The following is a 14,256-nucleotide window of genomic DNA, read 5'->3' as shown; positions in this document are numbered from 1 at the left end:
CTAACCCTTTTACCGTCGCAGAACGAAGCCAGGATCGATCGCCGGTCACAGCCTGAGAGAGATACGTGCCAGAACCTTACGCCGGACCGATCATCGACGCCCATCATCATCTTTGGGATCTCAGACTGGGACGGCATCCCTGGCTCGCCGCCACGGCCAGCGAGCGCGGCGGCCTCGGCGAGCTTGGCCCCTTGCGGCGGAACTATCTGCCCGGGGATTATGCGCGCGATGCCATAGGGCATAATGTCATCGCCACCGTCCATGTCGAAGCCGGCTGGGCGAGTGGCGACTGCATCGGAGAAACGCGCTGGCTTGAAACACTCGACAAATCGCGCGGCGTCGCCGCCCGCTATGTCGTTCACGTGCCGCTCGCCGATCGCCAGGCGCCGGCGCTGATCGAAGCGCAAGCCGCGTTCGAGCGTGTCGCCGGCGTGCGCGACATATTGAGCTGGGATCCCGACCCTGCCCGCCGTTTTGCGGCCCGTGACGGCATCATGGACGATCCGGCCTGGCGCGCCGGGCTTGCCTTGCTTGGCCAGCATCGGCTGGCCTTCGACATGATGGTGTTTCCGCGCCAGCTCGCCGACGCGGGGCTGCTTGCCAGGGCCTTCCCCGATCAGCAATTCGTGCTCAACCATTGCGGTAGCCCGATCGACCGCGACGCCGATGGCATGCAGGTGTGGCGCGACGGGCTGCGGCTTCTGTCGCAATGCGACAACGTCGCCATCAAAATATCGGATCTGGTCGCCTACGATCATGACTGGACGCTCGACAGCCTGAAGCCCGTCGTCCTGCATTGCATCGATTGTTTCGGCACCGGTCGCGCCATGTTCGGCAGCGACTTTCCGGTCGCCGGCCTGCATGCCTCGTTCGATGACATATATGACGGCTTCAAAACCATCACAGCGGACTTTTCCGCCGACGAGCAGACGGCGCTGTTCTTCGGCAACGCAAGGCGCATCTATCGGCTCGACGATGTGTCATCGGCGCGCCTGCTCCCGGCCTGAGAGCAGCAGCAGGCCGAGGATCAGCGAGCCGAACAGGATGCTGCGCCAGCCGGGCGATGCGTTGACGACGGTGATCAGCGCGGTGATGGTGACCAGCAGGATGGCGCCGGGGATGGTGCCGGCATAGGTGCCAAGCCCGCCGAGGATCGAGGTGCCACCGAGGACCACGGCGGCAATCGAGGCGAGCAGATAGGGATCGCCGATGCCGACATAGCCCTGTCCGTTCATGCCCAACACGAGCACGCCGGCAAGTCCCGAGCAGAAGCCGCTGATGCCGTAGACCGCAAGCGTCGTGGACGTGACCGGAACACCGGACAGCGCCGCGGCAAGCGGGTTGGCGCCCATGGCAAAAATCCGGGCGCCGAGCGATGTCGCATGCATCGTGGTCAGCACGATCACCGAGACGACCACCCACAACAATACGCCAGCGGGAATGCCGGCCGGCCGGCCATTGCCGAGCCAGTGGACCAGCGGGTTCTCGGCGGTCACGGCGCTGCCGCCGGCGATGATGATCAACAGACCCTGCAAGAATGTCGCCATGGCCAATGTCATGATCATCGGGTGGACGCGCAGCAAAGCGACGCCGAGCCCGTTGACCAGGCCGATTGCCGTAGTCAGCACCAGAACGGCAAGAATGGCGGTGATGCCGGTCGGATCCACCTGCCACGACAGCAGCGGCAGGCTGACGGCGCTGACCGTGACGATGGCCGCGACGGAAAGGTCGATGCCGCCGGCGATCACCACAAAAGTCTGGCCCGCGGCAACCAGGCCGATGACGGCGCCGAGCTCCACCAGATAGCGCAGATGGCCATAAGCGCCGAAGCCGCGCGAAACGAAGCTCGCCACGATCCAGACCGCGGCAACGATGGCAACGGTGAGAAACGGCCGGCTGCGCAGGACCGTCAGGGCGCGTTTGCCGCCCGCGCTGTCATTCCATGCTGTCATTGCTGTGCCTTGCGGAATTGCGGGATGGCGACCGCGCCGATGATGATCAGGCCCTGGGCCACATATTGTGCGACCGGCGTGAAGCCGAGGAAGAACATGACGCTGATCATCAGGCTGAGCAGCAGGCTGCCGGCAAGCGCGCCGCGCATCGTGCCCTGGCCGCCGAGGAAGCCGATGCCGCCGAGCACCGCAGCGGCAATCGAGTTCAGGGTAAAGGCGGCGCCGATGACCGGGTCGCCCGAACCGGTCTGTGCGGCGACGAACAAGCCGGCGCCGGTGGAGAGCAGACCGCTGATCGCATAGGCCGCAATGCGCGCGCCGTCGACCGGCACGCCGGAGCGATAGGCGCCGACCGGATTCTCGCCGGCGGCATAGAGGCTCAAGCCAAGCGGCGTGGCGAGATAGAGCTTCCACAGGAGAACGATGAGCACCAGCAGCACGAATGCCGCCGGTGTGTTGCCGGCAAGCAGGTCGGACAGCCACGCCGGGATTGCGCCGCCGGGCCGCGGCAGGATCAGCAGTGCGGCGCCGCCGATGATGAACGACCCGGCAAGCGTCACCACGATGGCCGGCAGCCGAAGCCGTACCACGATGAAGCCGGTCGCCGCCCCGATGCCGAGGCCCGTCAGCGCCACCGCGGCAGTGCCCCCGGCGACGCCCAGCGGCCCGGCCATCGTCGTCGCGGCGATGACCGCGCCCAAGCTGACCGTCGCGCCGATGGCCAGGCTGATGCCGCCGGTGAGCATCAGGATCGCCTGCGCCATCGCGACCAGAGCCAATGGAAACCAGCTCTGCGTGAATTTGGCGAAGCCGGACGCCGTGAACAGACCCGGAAAGAGGACGCCATAGGCGATGAGAAACACTAGGACGACGGCAAACAGGCTGCGCACGCCGACATTGCGACGCAGTTGCACCGGCCAGTAGAGCGCGCCGGTCTGCCGGGCGGAGGAAGATGTGTTCATGCCGCAACCTTCCGCTGTTCGGCGCCCATCGCCGCGGAGACGATGGCTTCCTCGCTCAGCGCTCCACGCGCCAGCATGGCGACGATGCGGCCTTCGCGGACGATGGCTACACGGTCGCAAAGGTGCACGAGTTCGGGCGTGTCGGAACTGAGCAGCACGACCGCCTTGCCGGCGGCGGCGAAATTGCGAAGCATCATGTAGATCTCACGCTTGGTTTCGACGTCGACGCCGCGCGTCGGATCGTTGAGCAGAAGCACCAACGGGTCGTGCGGCATCCATTTCGCCAGCGCCACCTTCTGCTGGTTGCCGCCCGATAGAGCCTGCGCCGCCCGGCCGAGGTGACCCTTGATGCCGAGTTGGGCGGCAAGGCTTTTGGCCGTCTCGCGCTCTGCGCGGCGGCTGCGCAGCTTCAGCGCCGGCAGCCTGGCAAAGGCGGGCAGCATCATGTTGGTGATGATGGGATGGATCAGGTGCAGGCCCTCGCGCTTGCGATCCGCGGGCACATAGGCCAGCCCCAGCGCGTTGGCTTTCGGCACGCCGCCGGGCAGGCCGGAGGCGCCGTTGACGGTCGCCGACGCCGTCCGTGCCGGAATGGCGCCGTAGAGACCGAGCAGCAGATCTTCCTGCCCTTGCCCGACCAGGCCGCCAATGCCAAGCACTTCGCCCGTTTTGATATCCAGATCGACGTCGCGCATCAGGCCGCCCGAAAGATTTCGGACGGAGATAGCGTCGGCAGGCAAACTGGAAGGCTGCCATTGCGGAAAAAGATCACCGGGATCGCGGCCGACCATCAGCCGAACCAACCCGGCGGCGTCGGTGCCTTCCAGGGTGCGGTCGGCCGTGCAGGTGCCGTCCTTCAGCACGGTGACGTGCTGGCACAGCGCCATGACTTCGTTCAGTCGGTGCGAGATGTAGAGAATGGCGATGCCTTCGCCGCGCAACCGCTGCAGCAGATCGGTGAGGATTTTGGTTTCGGTTGCCGATAGCGACGATGTCGGTTCGTCGAGAATGAGCACGCGCGGCCGGCGGTAGAGCGCCTTGGCGATCTCCACCATTTGGCGGCGGCCGAGCGACAGATTCCCGACCGGCGTCGACAGCGGCTCGTGCAGCCCGACAAGTTCGCATGCGGCCCTCGCCCGCGCAGCGAGTTCGCGGTAGTCGATCAGGCCGAACCGTTTGGGATAGGCGCCGAGACCAACATTTTCGGCGATGGAAAGACTGGCCGTCAGGCTGAGTTCCTGCTGGACGACGGCGATGCCGGCCTGCCGCGCAACAGCTGGCGTCATGCGTGAGACCGCGCGTCCATCGACCTCGATCGTCCCGCCATCCGGTCTCAAGGCGCCGGACAAAAGGTTGATCAAGGTCGACTTTCCGGCGCCGTTCTCGCCGAGCAGCGCATGCACGCGGCCCGGCTGGAGAGCGATTGAAACGTCGCGCAGGACGGGGTTGCCGAAGAAAGACTTCGACACCCCGCGCGCCGCGAGCAGCGGAGCCATGGTTGTCAACGCTACAACCCTTCAGGCTTATTTCTGAGCCAGCAGCTTCTTGAACAGCTCCTCATCGTAAGGAGAAAAGATGTAGCCGTCAGCCGGGAAGTCCTTGGCCCGGGCGAGGTATTCGTCGATGTTGGAATTGTCGATCACCGGCAGCGGAATCTTGACGAAAGCCGGCACATCCTTGCCTTCCAGCGCCTGAACGGCGGTGTAGGTGGCGAAGGCGCCGAGCCAGTTCGGCTGCATCGTCGCCCAGCTCTTCAAGCCCTTTTCTTTCCAGAGTTCCAAAAACTGCCGGGCGTTCTCACCGGTGATCGGCACCTGTTCACGGCCCTGCTTGTCGAGGGCCAGCACGGCGCCTGCCGACAGAGCGCCGCCGAGCGACAGGATGCCGTCGATCTCGGGGTTGGCGAAGAGCAGGCTGGTGACGGCTTCCTGTGCCGGCGCGACGTTGTAGGGCGTGTTGGTCTCGGCAAGCACCGTCACGTCGGGATGGGCCTTGAGCTCAGCGTCGGCGCCTTTGCGCCTGTCATCGCTGACCGAAACCCCGGCGGGGCCATTGAGGATCAGGATCTTGCCCTTGCCGCCGATGGCGTCGATCAGGAACTTGGCGGCCTGGTCGCCCCATTGCGAAGAATCGGTGTTGACCTTGGCGGTGACCTTGTCGGTGTCGACGAGGCTGTCGAAGTTGATGATGGCGATGCCCTTGGCGCAGGCGTCGGCCAGAACGCGTGCCGGTGCGGTCGACGAACCGGCGATCAGGATGATGGCGTCGACATCGGAATCGATCATCGACTGAATCTGCTGGATCTGGACGTTGGCATCGCCCTGAGCGTCGGTGACGACGAGCTTGTCGACCAGTCCCTGCTTCTTCAGGGTCTCGACTTCGGCTTCGATCGTGCCTTGGGTCTGCTTCATCCAGGTCGGCACGGAATAGATGTTGGCCCAGCCGATCGTGTACGGCGCCTTGCGGTCGCCCTTGATGCAGTTGGCGGCAGCATTGGCCTGCGAGGCGACGCCAAAGCTCAGCACGAGACCGAGGCAAAGCGCGCTGGCGGATGCGAAAAACGGTGATTTCATCATGACTGTTCCCTTCAGAGGTTGTGGCCTCGACGTGCAGAACAAGGGCGAGGAAACCCGTCGGTCGCCGGGTCTTGGAAACCGTGTGTCCTCTCGGGATTTGTCTGCGTCCGGCTCGTTAGTTTGTCTGGTATTTCAGACAATGTGTCTGTATATCGGACAAATTGGATGCTAGACCGAGCCTTGACATCTTTCAAGCGCCTTGAGACGAGAACCGAAATGATTTTGGCGGATGGTCATGAGCGACGGCACTAACGATGCGATCGGGAAGGAAGCCGGCGCGGAGCCGCGCAACGGCGAACGACGACGCGGCATTGACCGCGTCATCATGCTGCTCGAGGCGTTGCTGCGGCACCGCGCGCCAATGCGCGTCGGCGACATCGCCAAAATGATCGGCGCGCCGCGTTCGACCACCTACGAGATCGTCAACAGCCTGCTCGACGCCGAAATGCTCGAAAACGTCGGCGGTGAAGGTTACGTCTATTTCGGACGCGCCATGCATCTGTTCGGCTGGGCCTACTCACATCACAATGCCCATTACCGTCGCATCATCGAGACCTTGGATAAGTTGGCCGCCGAGACAGGCGAGACGGTCCAGCTATGCGGCCTGCGTGGCAACAAATACGTCGTTCTTGACTGCAGAGATTCCCCAGGCCCGTTCCGGATCTCAAGCGATGTTGGGGTTGAGGTGCCGATCCCATGGACGGCATCCGGACGGCTGCTCCTCGGCCATATGAACGAGCAAGAGTTGAGGGATTTCATCCCATCTGGCGACTACAGGCTTCCCGACGGCCGCATCATTGCACCAGCCGAATTCTTTGCCGATGTTGCCCTGGCCCACCGGCAGGGTTTCAGCGAGACCACAGCCTTGGCCGACCGTTTCACCTGGTGCATGGCGGCCCCCATCCGTGACGGCCACGGCGCCATCAAAAGGACCTTGTGTTTGGTGTTACCCGTCGACACGCCGGAGCCACGGCGCGACGAACTGCTTGCGTTGCTGCGCGAGCGCGCCCGTGGACTGTCTCTGGCGGGAGGCTGACGATCAGCCGTCGTGCCCTCAGGTTGAAGCCTCTTAAAGGCACATGGATTCCGCTCTTCCCCATTGGTTCCATTTAGGTTCCGGACCTTAGTCCCATAGTCGGTGGATAAGGTCCGAACCAGGGAACACGCAACCGGAAGCCACATTAGGAGAAGACCGTCGATCAAAGTCCCTTCATCGCCGGTTGAGGATCCCGCCGCTCTTACTGTCGAGAGCGCGGCGGGATCCTTACGCGCGGAGCGAGCACATGAGATTTGTCGAGATTTTCACAGATGTGCTTACGGCCCTGCTTCTCGCTTTATTCGTGTGCGGGATATTCGCTGTTTTCGGAGGCCATCTGGTTCCTCCACGCTACGCAAAGATGGTGTTGCTGCCGGACCTCGATAGGATGACGACTGCATCATCTACACCCAGCTTGCCCGATTCCATCGACTTGCAAGTTCAAAAGCGCCCAGAGGTGCAAAGGTCTGCCGGCGTGACACAGCGCGCAGTCGGTCTGGAGCCGCCAGTGCCATCCAGCAAGCGGTAAGAATCAGCGGAGGTTTTGTGGCTCCCCAGCTATCAGAGAGCGCCGGCGATTATTGACAGACCCGGCTCTTGAAATTGGCTGAAATCGCCGCTCCACATTTCCGCATCTGTTTGAATTGTGTTTATCAACTAGTGCGAACGCTATGGCGAAGCAGGTTGAGCTGGCGGCGTTCCTGGCTGATCCCCGCCAGTGCTTGATCGCGGCGTGGGATCCTTGTCGAGCTTGGGATTTCGGTCCACCGGTTCGCCATTCACATCATCGGCCTTGGAGTTTGCAGGGTCCGTTTGGCCAGGATTTGGGCTGTAAGTATCTGGCGATGGAACCCGGCTGTTTTGCTGTGTCGCCGGTGTCTTAGCCTGCTCGCCATAGATTTCAGCGATCCCCCAGGCAACGAGCGCCAAGACAAGGCCTGCCAAGAGCACGCCAAGGACCGGTCGCCCCAAGCCACCCTGCCTGGCCCGCTTTTCCGGAATGTTTCTGCTCATGATCGCAACCTTGGGCTAAGAGGAGTGGCCCGCGCTCCAGGAGCGAAGACGCGGGCAGTCAAGAGCTCCGGATGTTGGCCATGCGGCGAACAGGGAACTCGCTGCACATACCGAACTCGCTGGCGCTGTTGATGTTCCCACGGAATCCAAACAGCGCGCCGCCGGGAGCCGGACTGGCAATTTGGGTTGGAGTGGCTGGAACGAGCCAGCTCAAGGTCAACGAGCGGCGGTGTGCGTAAGCGGGCATTGCGAGCCAGACTGGAACTTTGCCGAATCTGCCGCGTTGCCGACCATGGCCGACTACAACGAGACCACCAATCCGGTGCTGACCGGTTGCAAGGCCCGCGTTGCCACCAGGGACATCTGTTTGAAGGCTATCTGAATTTGCTCCTCGTTGTCGGCGATTCCGCCCGATGGAACATCCTGATCCGGTCGCGGTTGGGAAAGCCCGGCCAGCGACAGGAGCATCATCATGGACGTCGAACGCAACCCGGCCGAAGACAGAGGCGATATCCAGTCTGGGGTGACAGAGGACAAGACGCCGGGATTCGACCCGGCGGCGGCGCCTATGGAAACCGATGCCGAAGCAGCAGACACCTGCGCCGTGCCGGTTCCCGCAGCGACGGGCACGCCGGCTTTCGCTAATCAAGCAAGCTTCGCCAATGCGATGCGGCGGCCGGACGACGAGCACGCCCCGGCCCCGAGTAAAAACGGCCCGGTGCTGGCCATTGTCGCGCTTGTCGTCGTTGCCGCCGTCGTGTTCGTTGTCGCCGCGATTCTGGCGCGATAGCAGATCCTGCGCTTGCGCCAAACCTCTGCCCTGCGAAGCGATCAGGGATGCGGTCGTGGCAGCAGGCGATCAGCGGCTGGAAAAACAAGCTGCAGGTTGCAGCGGCGCATGGCACGCCGGCCGGCACCCTGGCCGAGCAGCATTGCGGCATGGCCGAACCCGGCTCGGCCGCCAAGGGTTGAGGCCGGATGCTCGTTCGAAGCGGGAACATTTCACATCAAGCCAAGTTCGGGCTCGCAGAGCTTGTCGTCAAGGAACAGCACATGAAGGCCCTCACATGGCACGGCAAAGGCGACATACGTTGCGAACAGGTGGCCGATCCGACGACCCAGGATGAACGCGACATCGCTGCAGAAAGTTCGGAACGGCGATATCGACCCGTCATTCGTGATCACCCATCGGGCTGGCCTCAAGGCCGGGCCCGCACTTTACAAAACCTTCCGCGACAAGGAGGACGGCTGCATCAAAGTCGTGATGCGCCCGCACGGCAGACCGTTCTGTCCAATGGCCCGACTTTGTTGTCCGGCCGTCTGCATGCTGAAAAGGCGAGAGTTGAAAATGGCCAAGGACAAACCCGTATCGACAAACCCGGTGGGCAATTTGTATCACAATAGGTATCGTAACGCGTAACACATTTTCTGCTACTTCATGGTACATAACCACACGCGGTTGAAGCCGGCGCTACGATGCCGCTTCTCGGCCGCTTTCATCAATTGATCTGCCAAGTCGCTGGCGACGATCGGATCGTCTCGCGCCGCAATGGGGAGTTGCTCGGCAACCCACCCTGTCCAAAAACTTCAGTCCGGGAACACTCAAAATTCCAAGCGGGGTGCGCACCGGGCTGAAGTCCGGCGTTTTTGTCCATATCTCGTCGTACCAACGACAGAGATACATTGATGCCGAAATTCTTATCACCGGTGCTTCGTCGGGTTTCGGTCTCGCCACGGCAGAACTCTTCCTTGCTCGGGGTTGGGAGGTCGTCGCGACCATGCGCACCCCCACGCACACACACTTCAGCCTCGGCGAATGCGTTGGCGATGCTATTTCCAACGCTTTCCATAACCCGCGACCTGATCGTGAACGACCTCGTTTCGGAGTCAGCCCTTGCGCTCCTGAAGACTGTTGCCGCCGTCGACCACCAACAGGGCGCCGTTGACGTAACTCGCGCCTTCCGATGCCAGGAACACCACCGCTGCGGCAACCTCGTCCGGTCGCCCGGCCCGCGCCGGTGGCGTGTGCAGGGCAGCTTGCCGCTCCATTGCGCTAGACGAGCCCGTTTCGATCCAGCCGGGGGCCACGGCATTGGCCGTGATGCCGCTTTTTGCCACTTCGAGCGCCAGCGTGCGCGTCAGGCCGACCATGCCGGCCTTGGCGGCGGAATAGGCTGCTGTGCCTTCGAAAGACACCAGCGGCCCGGTAACCGACGCCACATTGACGATGCGCCCATAGCCTGCCTCTACCATCGCCGGCAAAAACGCGCGGGTGACCAGGAATACGGTCTTCAGGCTGACGTCGATCCCTTGGTCCCAGTCTGCCTCGGTCATGGCAAGAAACGCCTTATCGGACGAGGGCGATGCCAGCGAACCCATGCCGGCATTGTTGACCAGGATGTCGACAGCGCCGACATCAGCCCGCAGCCGCGCGACTTCGGCCGCGATGGTGAGATCGGCGACCGCAGCTTTGGCATTGATGCCCTCGGCGCAAAGTTCGGCGGCGCGATCGAGTACACGCGCGCTGGCACCGTTCAGGAAAACGGCATGACCGGCAAGACCGAGCTGCCGCGCTATGGCAAAGCCGATGCCGTCGGCAGCACCCGCCCCGGTGATCAGTGCTCGCTTGATGATAGAAGAAGGCATGGTCAAATCAGACTCCGCTGGTTGCTACGAGGATGAGCCCATAGGCCCAAGTATGCGAGATGGCCGGACAGTGGCCTCGACCTTTGTTCCTCGTCCAACACCTGTGTAGCGTTCTAAATGCCGATTGCGCAGCCGTCCTTGCGTGGGTCTGAACCGCCCTGCAGCGTTCCATTCATCCAGTCGATCATGATCGCTTGGGCGCCCCCGATCGGCTCTCCCGCCGGGACGATGCGGAATCCGCGACCGGCCAGTTCCTCCTGAACCGCGACTGGAAGCGTGCTCTCGACCTCCACGTCCATCGTGCCAGGAATTGGAAAGACGCGGGGCAGATCAATGGCTTGCTGAAGGTCGAGGCCAAAATCAAGAACTTTTGACAGGAAGTGCGCGTGACCCATGGCCTGATACGCTCCACCCATCACACCGAAAGGCATAACAACGCGCCCATCCTTCACCAGCATGCCCGGAATGATCGTGTTCAGCGGGCGCTTGCCTGGTTCGATAACGTTTGGGTGGTTGGGATCCAGCGAAAAACTTATACCGCGATTGTTGAGTATCACGCCCGAGCGCGCCGCGACGATGCCGGAGCCAAAACCATAATAGATCGAGTTGATGAAACTGACGGCGTTGCGATCCTTGTCGACGACGGAAATATAGACCGTGTCGCGATGCACCGGCATATCGAATGAAGGAAGATCCGCGCGCGCGCGGCCAAGATCAATCATCCCCGCCAGACGATCCGCCGTCGCGCTTGAAAGCAGTTGCTCGACCGGCACCGCCACCTTCGCCGGGTCGGCGAGCAAAGCATCGCGCGCCGCATAAGCAAGTCGCGTCGCCTCGATCTCGATGTGCAGCCGGTCGGCGGATTGAGGGTCACCCTTGGCCTCGAAGCGCGACAGGATATTGAGGATCATGAGCGCTATGACGCCTTGGCCATTTGGCGGACATTCGTAGACGTCGTGGCCGCGGAAACCTGTCTTTATCGGCGTCACATATTCGCCCCTGGCCCCCATGAAATCATCCAGTGTGTGCAAACCGCCGAGGCTTCGCAGGCGCGAAACCATGTCCTCGGCAACCTCCCCCATGTAGAAGGCGTTGCGTCCATCCGTAGCTATCTTGCGGAATGTTGCGGCGAGTTCTGGTTGCCGGTGCACCTCGCCGATCCTCGGCGCCCGCCCCCCAGGGAGAAAGATGCGTTTTGCGCCAGGATCGGCGGAAAGCAGCGCCGCCTCCTGTTCCCAGTCGAAATGCACGCGTGGGGAGATGGCGTAGCCGCTTTCGGCGAACTCGATCGCAGGAGCGAAAAGCTTGCCCAGCGGCAGTTTTCCATGATCGGCGTTGAGCTGGGTCCAGGCGTCGACCGCACCGGGAACCGTCACCGCATGCGGTGAGTGACGCTCGATGTCCGTGATGCCCTGAGATGCATACCAATCGGCTGTTGCAGCCGCAGGGGCACGGCCGGATCCGTTGTAGGCGATGATCTCGCTGGAGCCTTCCTTCGACATCAGTACGAAACAATCTCCGCCGATGCCGGTCGATCCCGGTTCGACCACGCACTGGACGGCGCTGGCGGCGATGGCCGCGTCGAGTGCGTTGCCGCCCGCCTCCAGGATCCGGATGGCCGCAAGTGTGGCCGACGGATGGGACGTCGCGGCCATGCCATGCTGTGCGACCACGACCGACCGGTTTGGCTTCTCGAAATCCCTCATATGCAAAAAAACTCCCTAAAACGAATGCTGTGAGCGCCAGCCATCACGTTGGACCGGTCGAAAGGCCCGATGCAGGGCGCAGATGCCGTGACAGATTGTATTCGAGCCGGCCCAGCGTCCGGGTGATGATGAAATTGAGGATCAGGTAGATAGCGCCGGCGCAGACGAAAACTTCCATGGCCCGGTAGGTTTGCGAGATGATGCCCTGGGCGATGCCGGTGATTTCCATCAGCGTAACGATGGATGCAAGTGAGGTTCCCTTGACCATCAAAATGATTTCGTTGCCGTAGCTTGGCAAAGCCTGGCGCAGTGCGATCGGCAGGACGATGCGGCGCAAGGTCATCAGTCGCGTCATGCCAAAGGCCTGCGCCGCCTCAATCTGGCCGGACGGGACCGACTGCATGGCGCCGCGGAGGATTTCACTGCCATAGGCTGCGGTGTTGAGGGTTAGCGCGAGGATGGCACACCAATAAGGGTCGCGGAAAAGGCCCCACAAACCAAGTTCCTGCAATGTCGGCCGAAACTGGCCAAGGCCGTAGTAAATCAGGAATATCTGGACCAACAGGGGCGTGCCGCGAAACACCGCGACGAAGCCCTTGATTGGCCAGTCAATCAAGGGCTGGCGGAGGCGCTGGGCGAGCGCCAAAGCCAAGGCGAGGATGGCGCCGAGCAGGATGGACGTGCCGGCCAGCTCAAGCGTCAGCGGCAGGCCGGCAAGCAGCTTCGGTAGTATTTCGGCGAAAAAGGCGAAATCCATCACACTCTCCGAATGCCCCGAAGCGCGCGGCGCTCAGCGCGCTTGAACAGCAACCCTGTCGCTGAGGCGATGGCCAGGTAAAGCGCGGCGGCAGCTGTGTAGAAGAGAAACGGCTCGCGAGTCGATCCGGCCCCGATCTGTGCCTGACGCATCAGTTCGACAAGCCCGATTACCGAAATCAGCGCTGAATCCTTGAGCACCAGTTGCCACACATTCCCTAGGCCCGGGATGGCGTAGCGCATAAGCTGGGGTGCGATCACCCGGCGCAACATGAGCGCAGGCGGCATGCCATAGGCGCGCGCTGCTTCGATCTGGCCGCGGTCGATGGCGATGTAGGCACCGCGAAACACCTCCGCCTGATAGGCACCCGAAATTATGCCGATTGCCGTGGTGCCTGTGGCGAAAGCCGGCAATCCAAGGAATCCTTGGGCGCCAAGCCAATGGCCGACCGCAGTCAGCGCCATGCTACCGCCGAAATACAGGAGATAGATGGTCAATAGGTCGGGAACGCCCCTGAATACCGTGGAATAGGCATCGGCGAGCAGGCGGAGGGAGCGCGACCCGCTGACCCGGGCCGCAGCTGCCAAGGCGCCGATCACCGAGCCGACCATAAATCCGGCGACCGAAAGCAGAAGCGTTACGAACGCAGCGCTGAGCAGCGCCACCGCCCAGCCGCCGTCGCCAAACCCTAGCAGACGAACGCTATCCAGCATCGGCTAGTTCGCGCTCCGGGAAGGGCTTCTCACTTGGGCGGCGTGACGTCGGCCTTCAGCCATTTCAGCGAAAGCTTTTTGATGGTGCCGTCGGCAATGGCTTCATCGATCGCCTTGTTGAACATCGCCTTGAGCACGGTATCCTGCTTGCGCAGCCCTGCCCCAGTGCCCCGTCCGAAAACCCCGCCGAGAAAGCCGGGACCAGCGACCGTGTAGCCTGAGAATTCCGGCTTGGCCAAGGTTGCCGCCAAAGCGGTCTGCTGTGCAAACAGGGCATCCACACGGCCGGCCGCGAGATCGAGGTCGTGCTGTTCCGTGGTTTTGTACTCGCGGATTTCGACGGCGCCGTCGAAATACTTTTTCAGGAACTCCAAGTTCGCCGTCGCAGCCTGGACGCCGACGATCTTGCCGGCGATCAGCGGCTTGATCTTGTCGATCGCCGCCTTGGCAGGGGCCTCGTCTTCCAGTTTTATCTTCTCGGTCGAACCGGCCAACGCAGCGAGCGGACTGTCCTTCGCCACGGCGAATCCGGAAGGATCGATGGCGTAGGGTTGAGTGAAGTCTATAACTTCAAGTCGTTTGTCGGTGATAAACATGCTCGCCATGATGACGTCGAACTTGCCAACTGTCAGCGCCGGGATGAGCCCATCCCAGTCCTGCGTAATGATGGTGCAGTCAATTTTCATACGCTCACAGAGATTGCGCGCGAGCTCGACCTCCATGCCATCGGGCTTTCCATCAGCGGTGGTAAAGTTCCAGGGCGCATAGGCGCCCTCCGTCGCTATCGTGATCTTCTTTGGCGTATCCTCGGCTGAAGCCGACAGCGCGGCAGCTAAGCTCAATCCGGCCGCAAGACATGCAATGGGTAATAGTTTCATGGTTCTGTTCCCCTTT

Annotated in this window: 14 protein-coding genes and 1 pseudogene; 5 read left to right on the top strand and 10 right to left on the bottom strand. The window is 62.3% G+C overall.

Annotated elements, in window-relative coordinates; genetic code table 11:
* The first annotated feature begins 65 nt into the window (after positions 1 to 65).
* Entirely contained in the window at positions 66 to 1,007 is a 942-nt protein-coding gene (locus NLY36_RS23140) for an amidohydrolase family protein (RefSeq protein WP_023735735.1), read from the top strand.
* On the opposite strand, the gene NLY36_RS23135 is transcribed toward NLY36_RS23140, so the two are convergent.
* From NLY36_RS23135 to NLY36_RS23120, 4 genes are read right to left on the bottom strand one after another with little or no spacing between them, the layout of a single operon-like run.
* Positions 981 to 1,952 carry an ABC transporter permease gene (locus NLY36_RS23135; protein WP_023748645.1) on the bottom strand — a complete coding sequence of 324 codons (972 nt, stop codon included), beginning with the start codon at positions 1,950 to 1,952 and terminating at the stop codon, positions 981 to 983. The genes NLY36_RS23140 and NLY36_RS23135 overlap by 27 nt on opposite strands.
* On the bottom strand, positions 1,949 to 2,914 hold the full coding sequence (locus tag NLY36_RS23130) for an ABC transporter permease (protein ID WP_023686801.1): 966 nt from the start codon (positions 2,912 to 2,914) through the stop codon (positions 1,949 to 1,951). The genes NLY36_RS23135 and NLY36_RS23130 overlap by 4 nt, the downstream gene beginning before the upstream one ends.
* Positions 2,911 to 4,410, bottom strand: coding sequence for a sugar ABC transporter ATP-binding protein (locus tag NLY36_RS23125; protein WP_198020836.1), 1,500 nt, complete (start codon positions 4,408 to 4,410; stop codon positions 2,911 to 2,913). The genes NLY36_RS23130 and NLY36_RS23125 overlap by 4 nt, the downstream gene beginning before the upstream one ends.
* A gap of 27 nt (positions 4,411 to 4,437) precedes the next feature.
* On the bottom strand, positions 4,438 to 5,490 hold the full coding sequence (locus NLY36_RS23120; protein WP_023748647.1) for an ABC transporter substrate-binding protein: 1,053 nt from the start codon (positions 5,488 to 5,490) through the stop codon (positions 4,438 to 4,440).
* Positions 5,491 to 5,719: 229 nt separating this feature from the next.
* On the opposite strand from NLY36_RS23120, the gene NLY36_RS23115 reads away from it, so the two are divergent.
* Positions 5,720 to 6,526: an IclR family transcriptional regulator gene (locus tag NLY36_RS23115; protein WP_023723361.1), complete on the top strand. Its 807-nt coding sequence runs from the start codon at positions 5,720 to 5,722 to the stop codon at positions 6,524 to 6,526.
* 1,314 nt (positions 6,527 to 7,840) lie between these two features.
* Here NLY36_RS23115 and NLY36_RS23110 read toward each other — a convergent pair.
* Positions 7,841 to 8,014 (bottom strand): hypothetical protein, encoded by a 174-nt coding sequence (locus NLY36_RS23110; RefSeq protein ID WP_023697264.1) that lies wholly within the window; start codon positions 8,012 to 8,014, stop codon positions 7,841 to 7,843.
* Between NLY36_RS23110 and NLY36_RS23105 the strand changes: the two genes are divergently transcribed.
* The 3 genes and pseudogenes from NLY36_RS23105 to NLY36_RS31835 all read left to right on the top strand — a co-directional run bounded on the left by NLY36_RS23105 (position 8,013) and on the right by NLY36_RS31835 (position 8,944).
* Positions 8,013 to 8,330: a hypothetical protein gene (locus tag NLY36_RS23105; RefSeq protein WP_031201921.1), complete on the top strand. Its 318-nt coding sequence runs from the start codon at positions 8,013 to 8,015 to the stop codon at positions 8,328 to 8,330. The two genes, NLY36_RS23110 and NLY36_RS23105, sit on opposite strands and share 2 nt — an antisense overlap.
* Before the next feature lie 68 nt (positions 8,331 to 8,398).
* Positions 8,399 to 8,512 (top strand): annotated as a pseudogene (locus NLY36_RS23100) (SDR family NAD(P)-dependent oxidoreductase); the annotation flags it as partial.
* An 81-nt stretch (positions 8,513 to 8,593) separates the two neighbouring features.
* Positions 8,594 to 8,944 carry a hypothetical protein gene (locus tag NLY36_RS31835; RefSeq protein ID WP_444848987.1) on the top strand — a complete coding sequence of 117 codons (351 nt, stop codon included), beginning with the start codon at positions 8,594 to 8,596 and terminating at the stop codon, positions 8,942 to 8,944.
* A gap of 483 nt (positions 8,945 to 9,427) precedes the next feature.
* Here NLY36_RS31835 and NLY36_RS23085 read toward each other — a convergent pair whose 3' ends face one another.
* From NLY36_RS23085 to NLY36_RS23065, 5 genes are all read right to left on the bottom strand, one after another.
* Positions 9,428 to 10,186, bottom strand: coding sequence for an SDR family oxidoreductase (locus NLY36_RS23085; RefSeq protein ID WP_023697267.1), 759 nt, complete (start codon positions 10,184 to 10,186; stop codon positions 9,428 to 9,430).
* A 113-nt stretch (positions 10,187 to 10,299) separates the two neighbouring features.
* Positions 10,300 to 11,892 carry a gamma-glutamyltransferase gene (gene ggt, locus NLY36_RS23080; RefSeq protein ID WP_023697268.1) on the bottom strand — a complete coding sequence of 531 codons (1,593 nt, stop codon included), beginning with the start codon at positions 11,890 to 11,892 and terminating at the stop codon, positions 10,300 to 10,302.
* 43 nt (positions 11,893 to 11,935) lie between these two features.
* Positions 11,936 to 12,649 carry an ABC transporter permease gene (locus NLY36_RS23075; protein WP_027049016.1) on the bottom strand — a complete coding sequence of 238 codons (714 nt, stop codon included), beginning with the start codon at positions 12,647 to 12,649 and terminating at the stop codon, positions 11,936 to 11,938.
* Positions 12,649 to 13,362, bottom strand: a complete 714-nt coding sequence (locus NLY36_RS23070; protein ID WP_023697270.1) for an ABC transporter permease — start codon at positions 13,360 to 13,362, stop codon at positions 12,649 to 12,651. The genes NLY36_RS23075 and NLY36_RS23070 overlap by 1 nt, the downstream gene beginning before the upstream one ends.
* Before the next feature lie 29 nt (positions 13,363 to 13,391).
* Positions 13,392 to 14,240 (bottom strand): transporter substrate-binding domain-containing protein, encoded by an 849-nt coding sequence (locus NLY36_RS23065; protein WP_023697271.1) that lies wholly within the window; start codon positions 14,238 to 14,240, stop codon positions 13,392 to 13,394.
* Positions 14,241 to 14,256 lie beyond the last annotated feature (16 nt).

Origin of the sequence: Mesorhizobium sp. C399B, from assembly GCF_030323185.1 — a bacterium.
Taxonomy (GTDB): Bacteria; Pseudomonadota; Alphaproteobacteria; order Rhizobiales; family Rhizobiaceae; genus Mesorhizobium.
The sequence above is the reverse complement of the archived record's forward strand: the minus strand, read 5'-3'. Positions and strand labels throughout refer to the sequence as shown.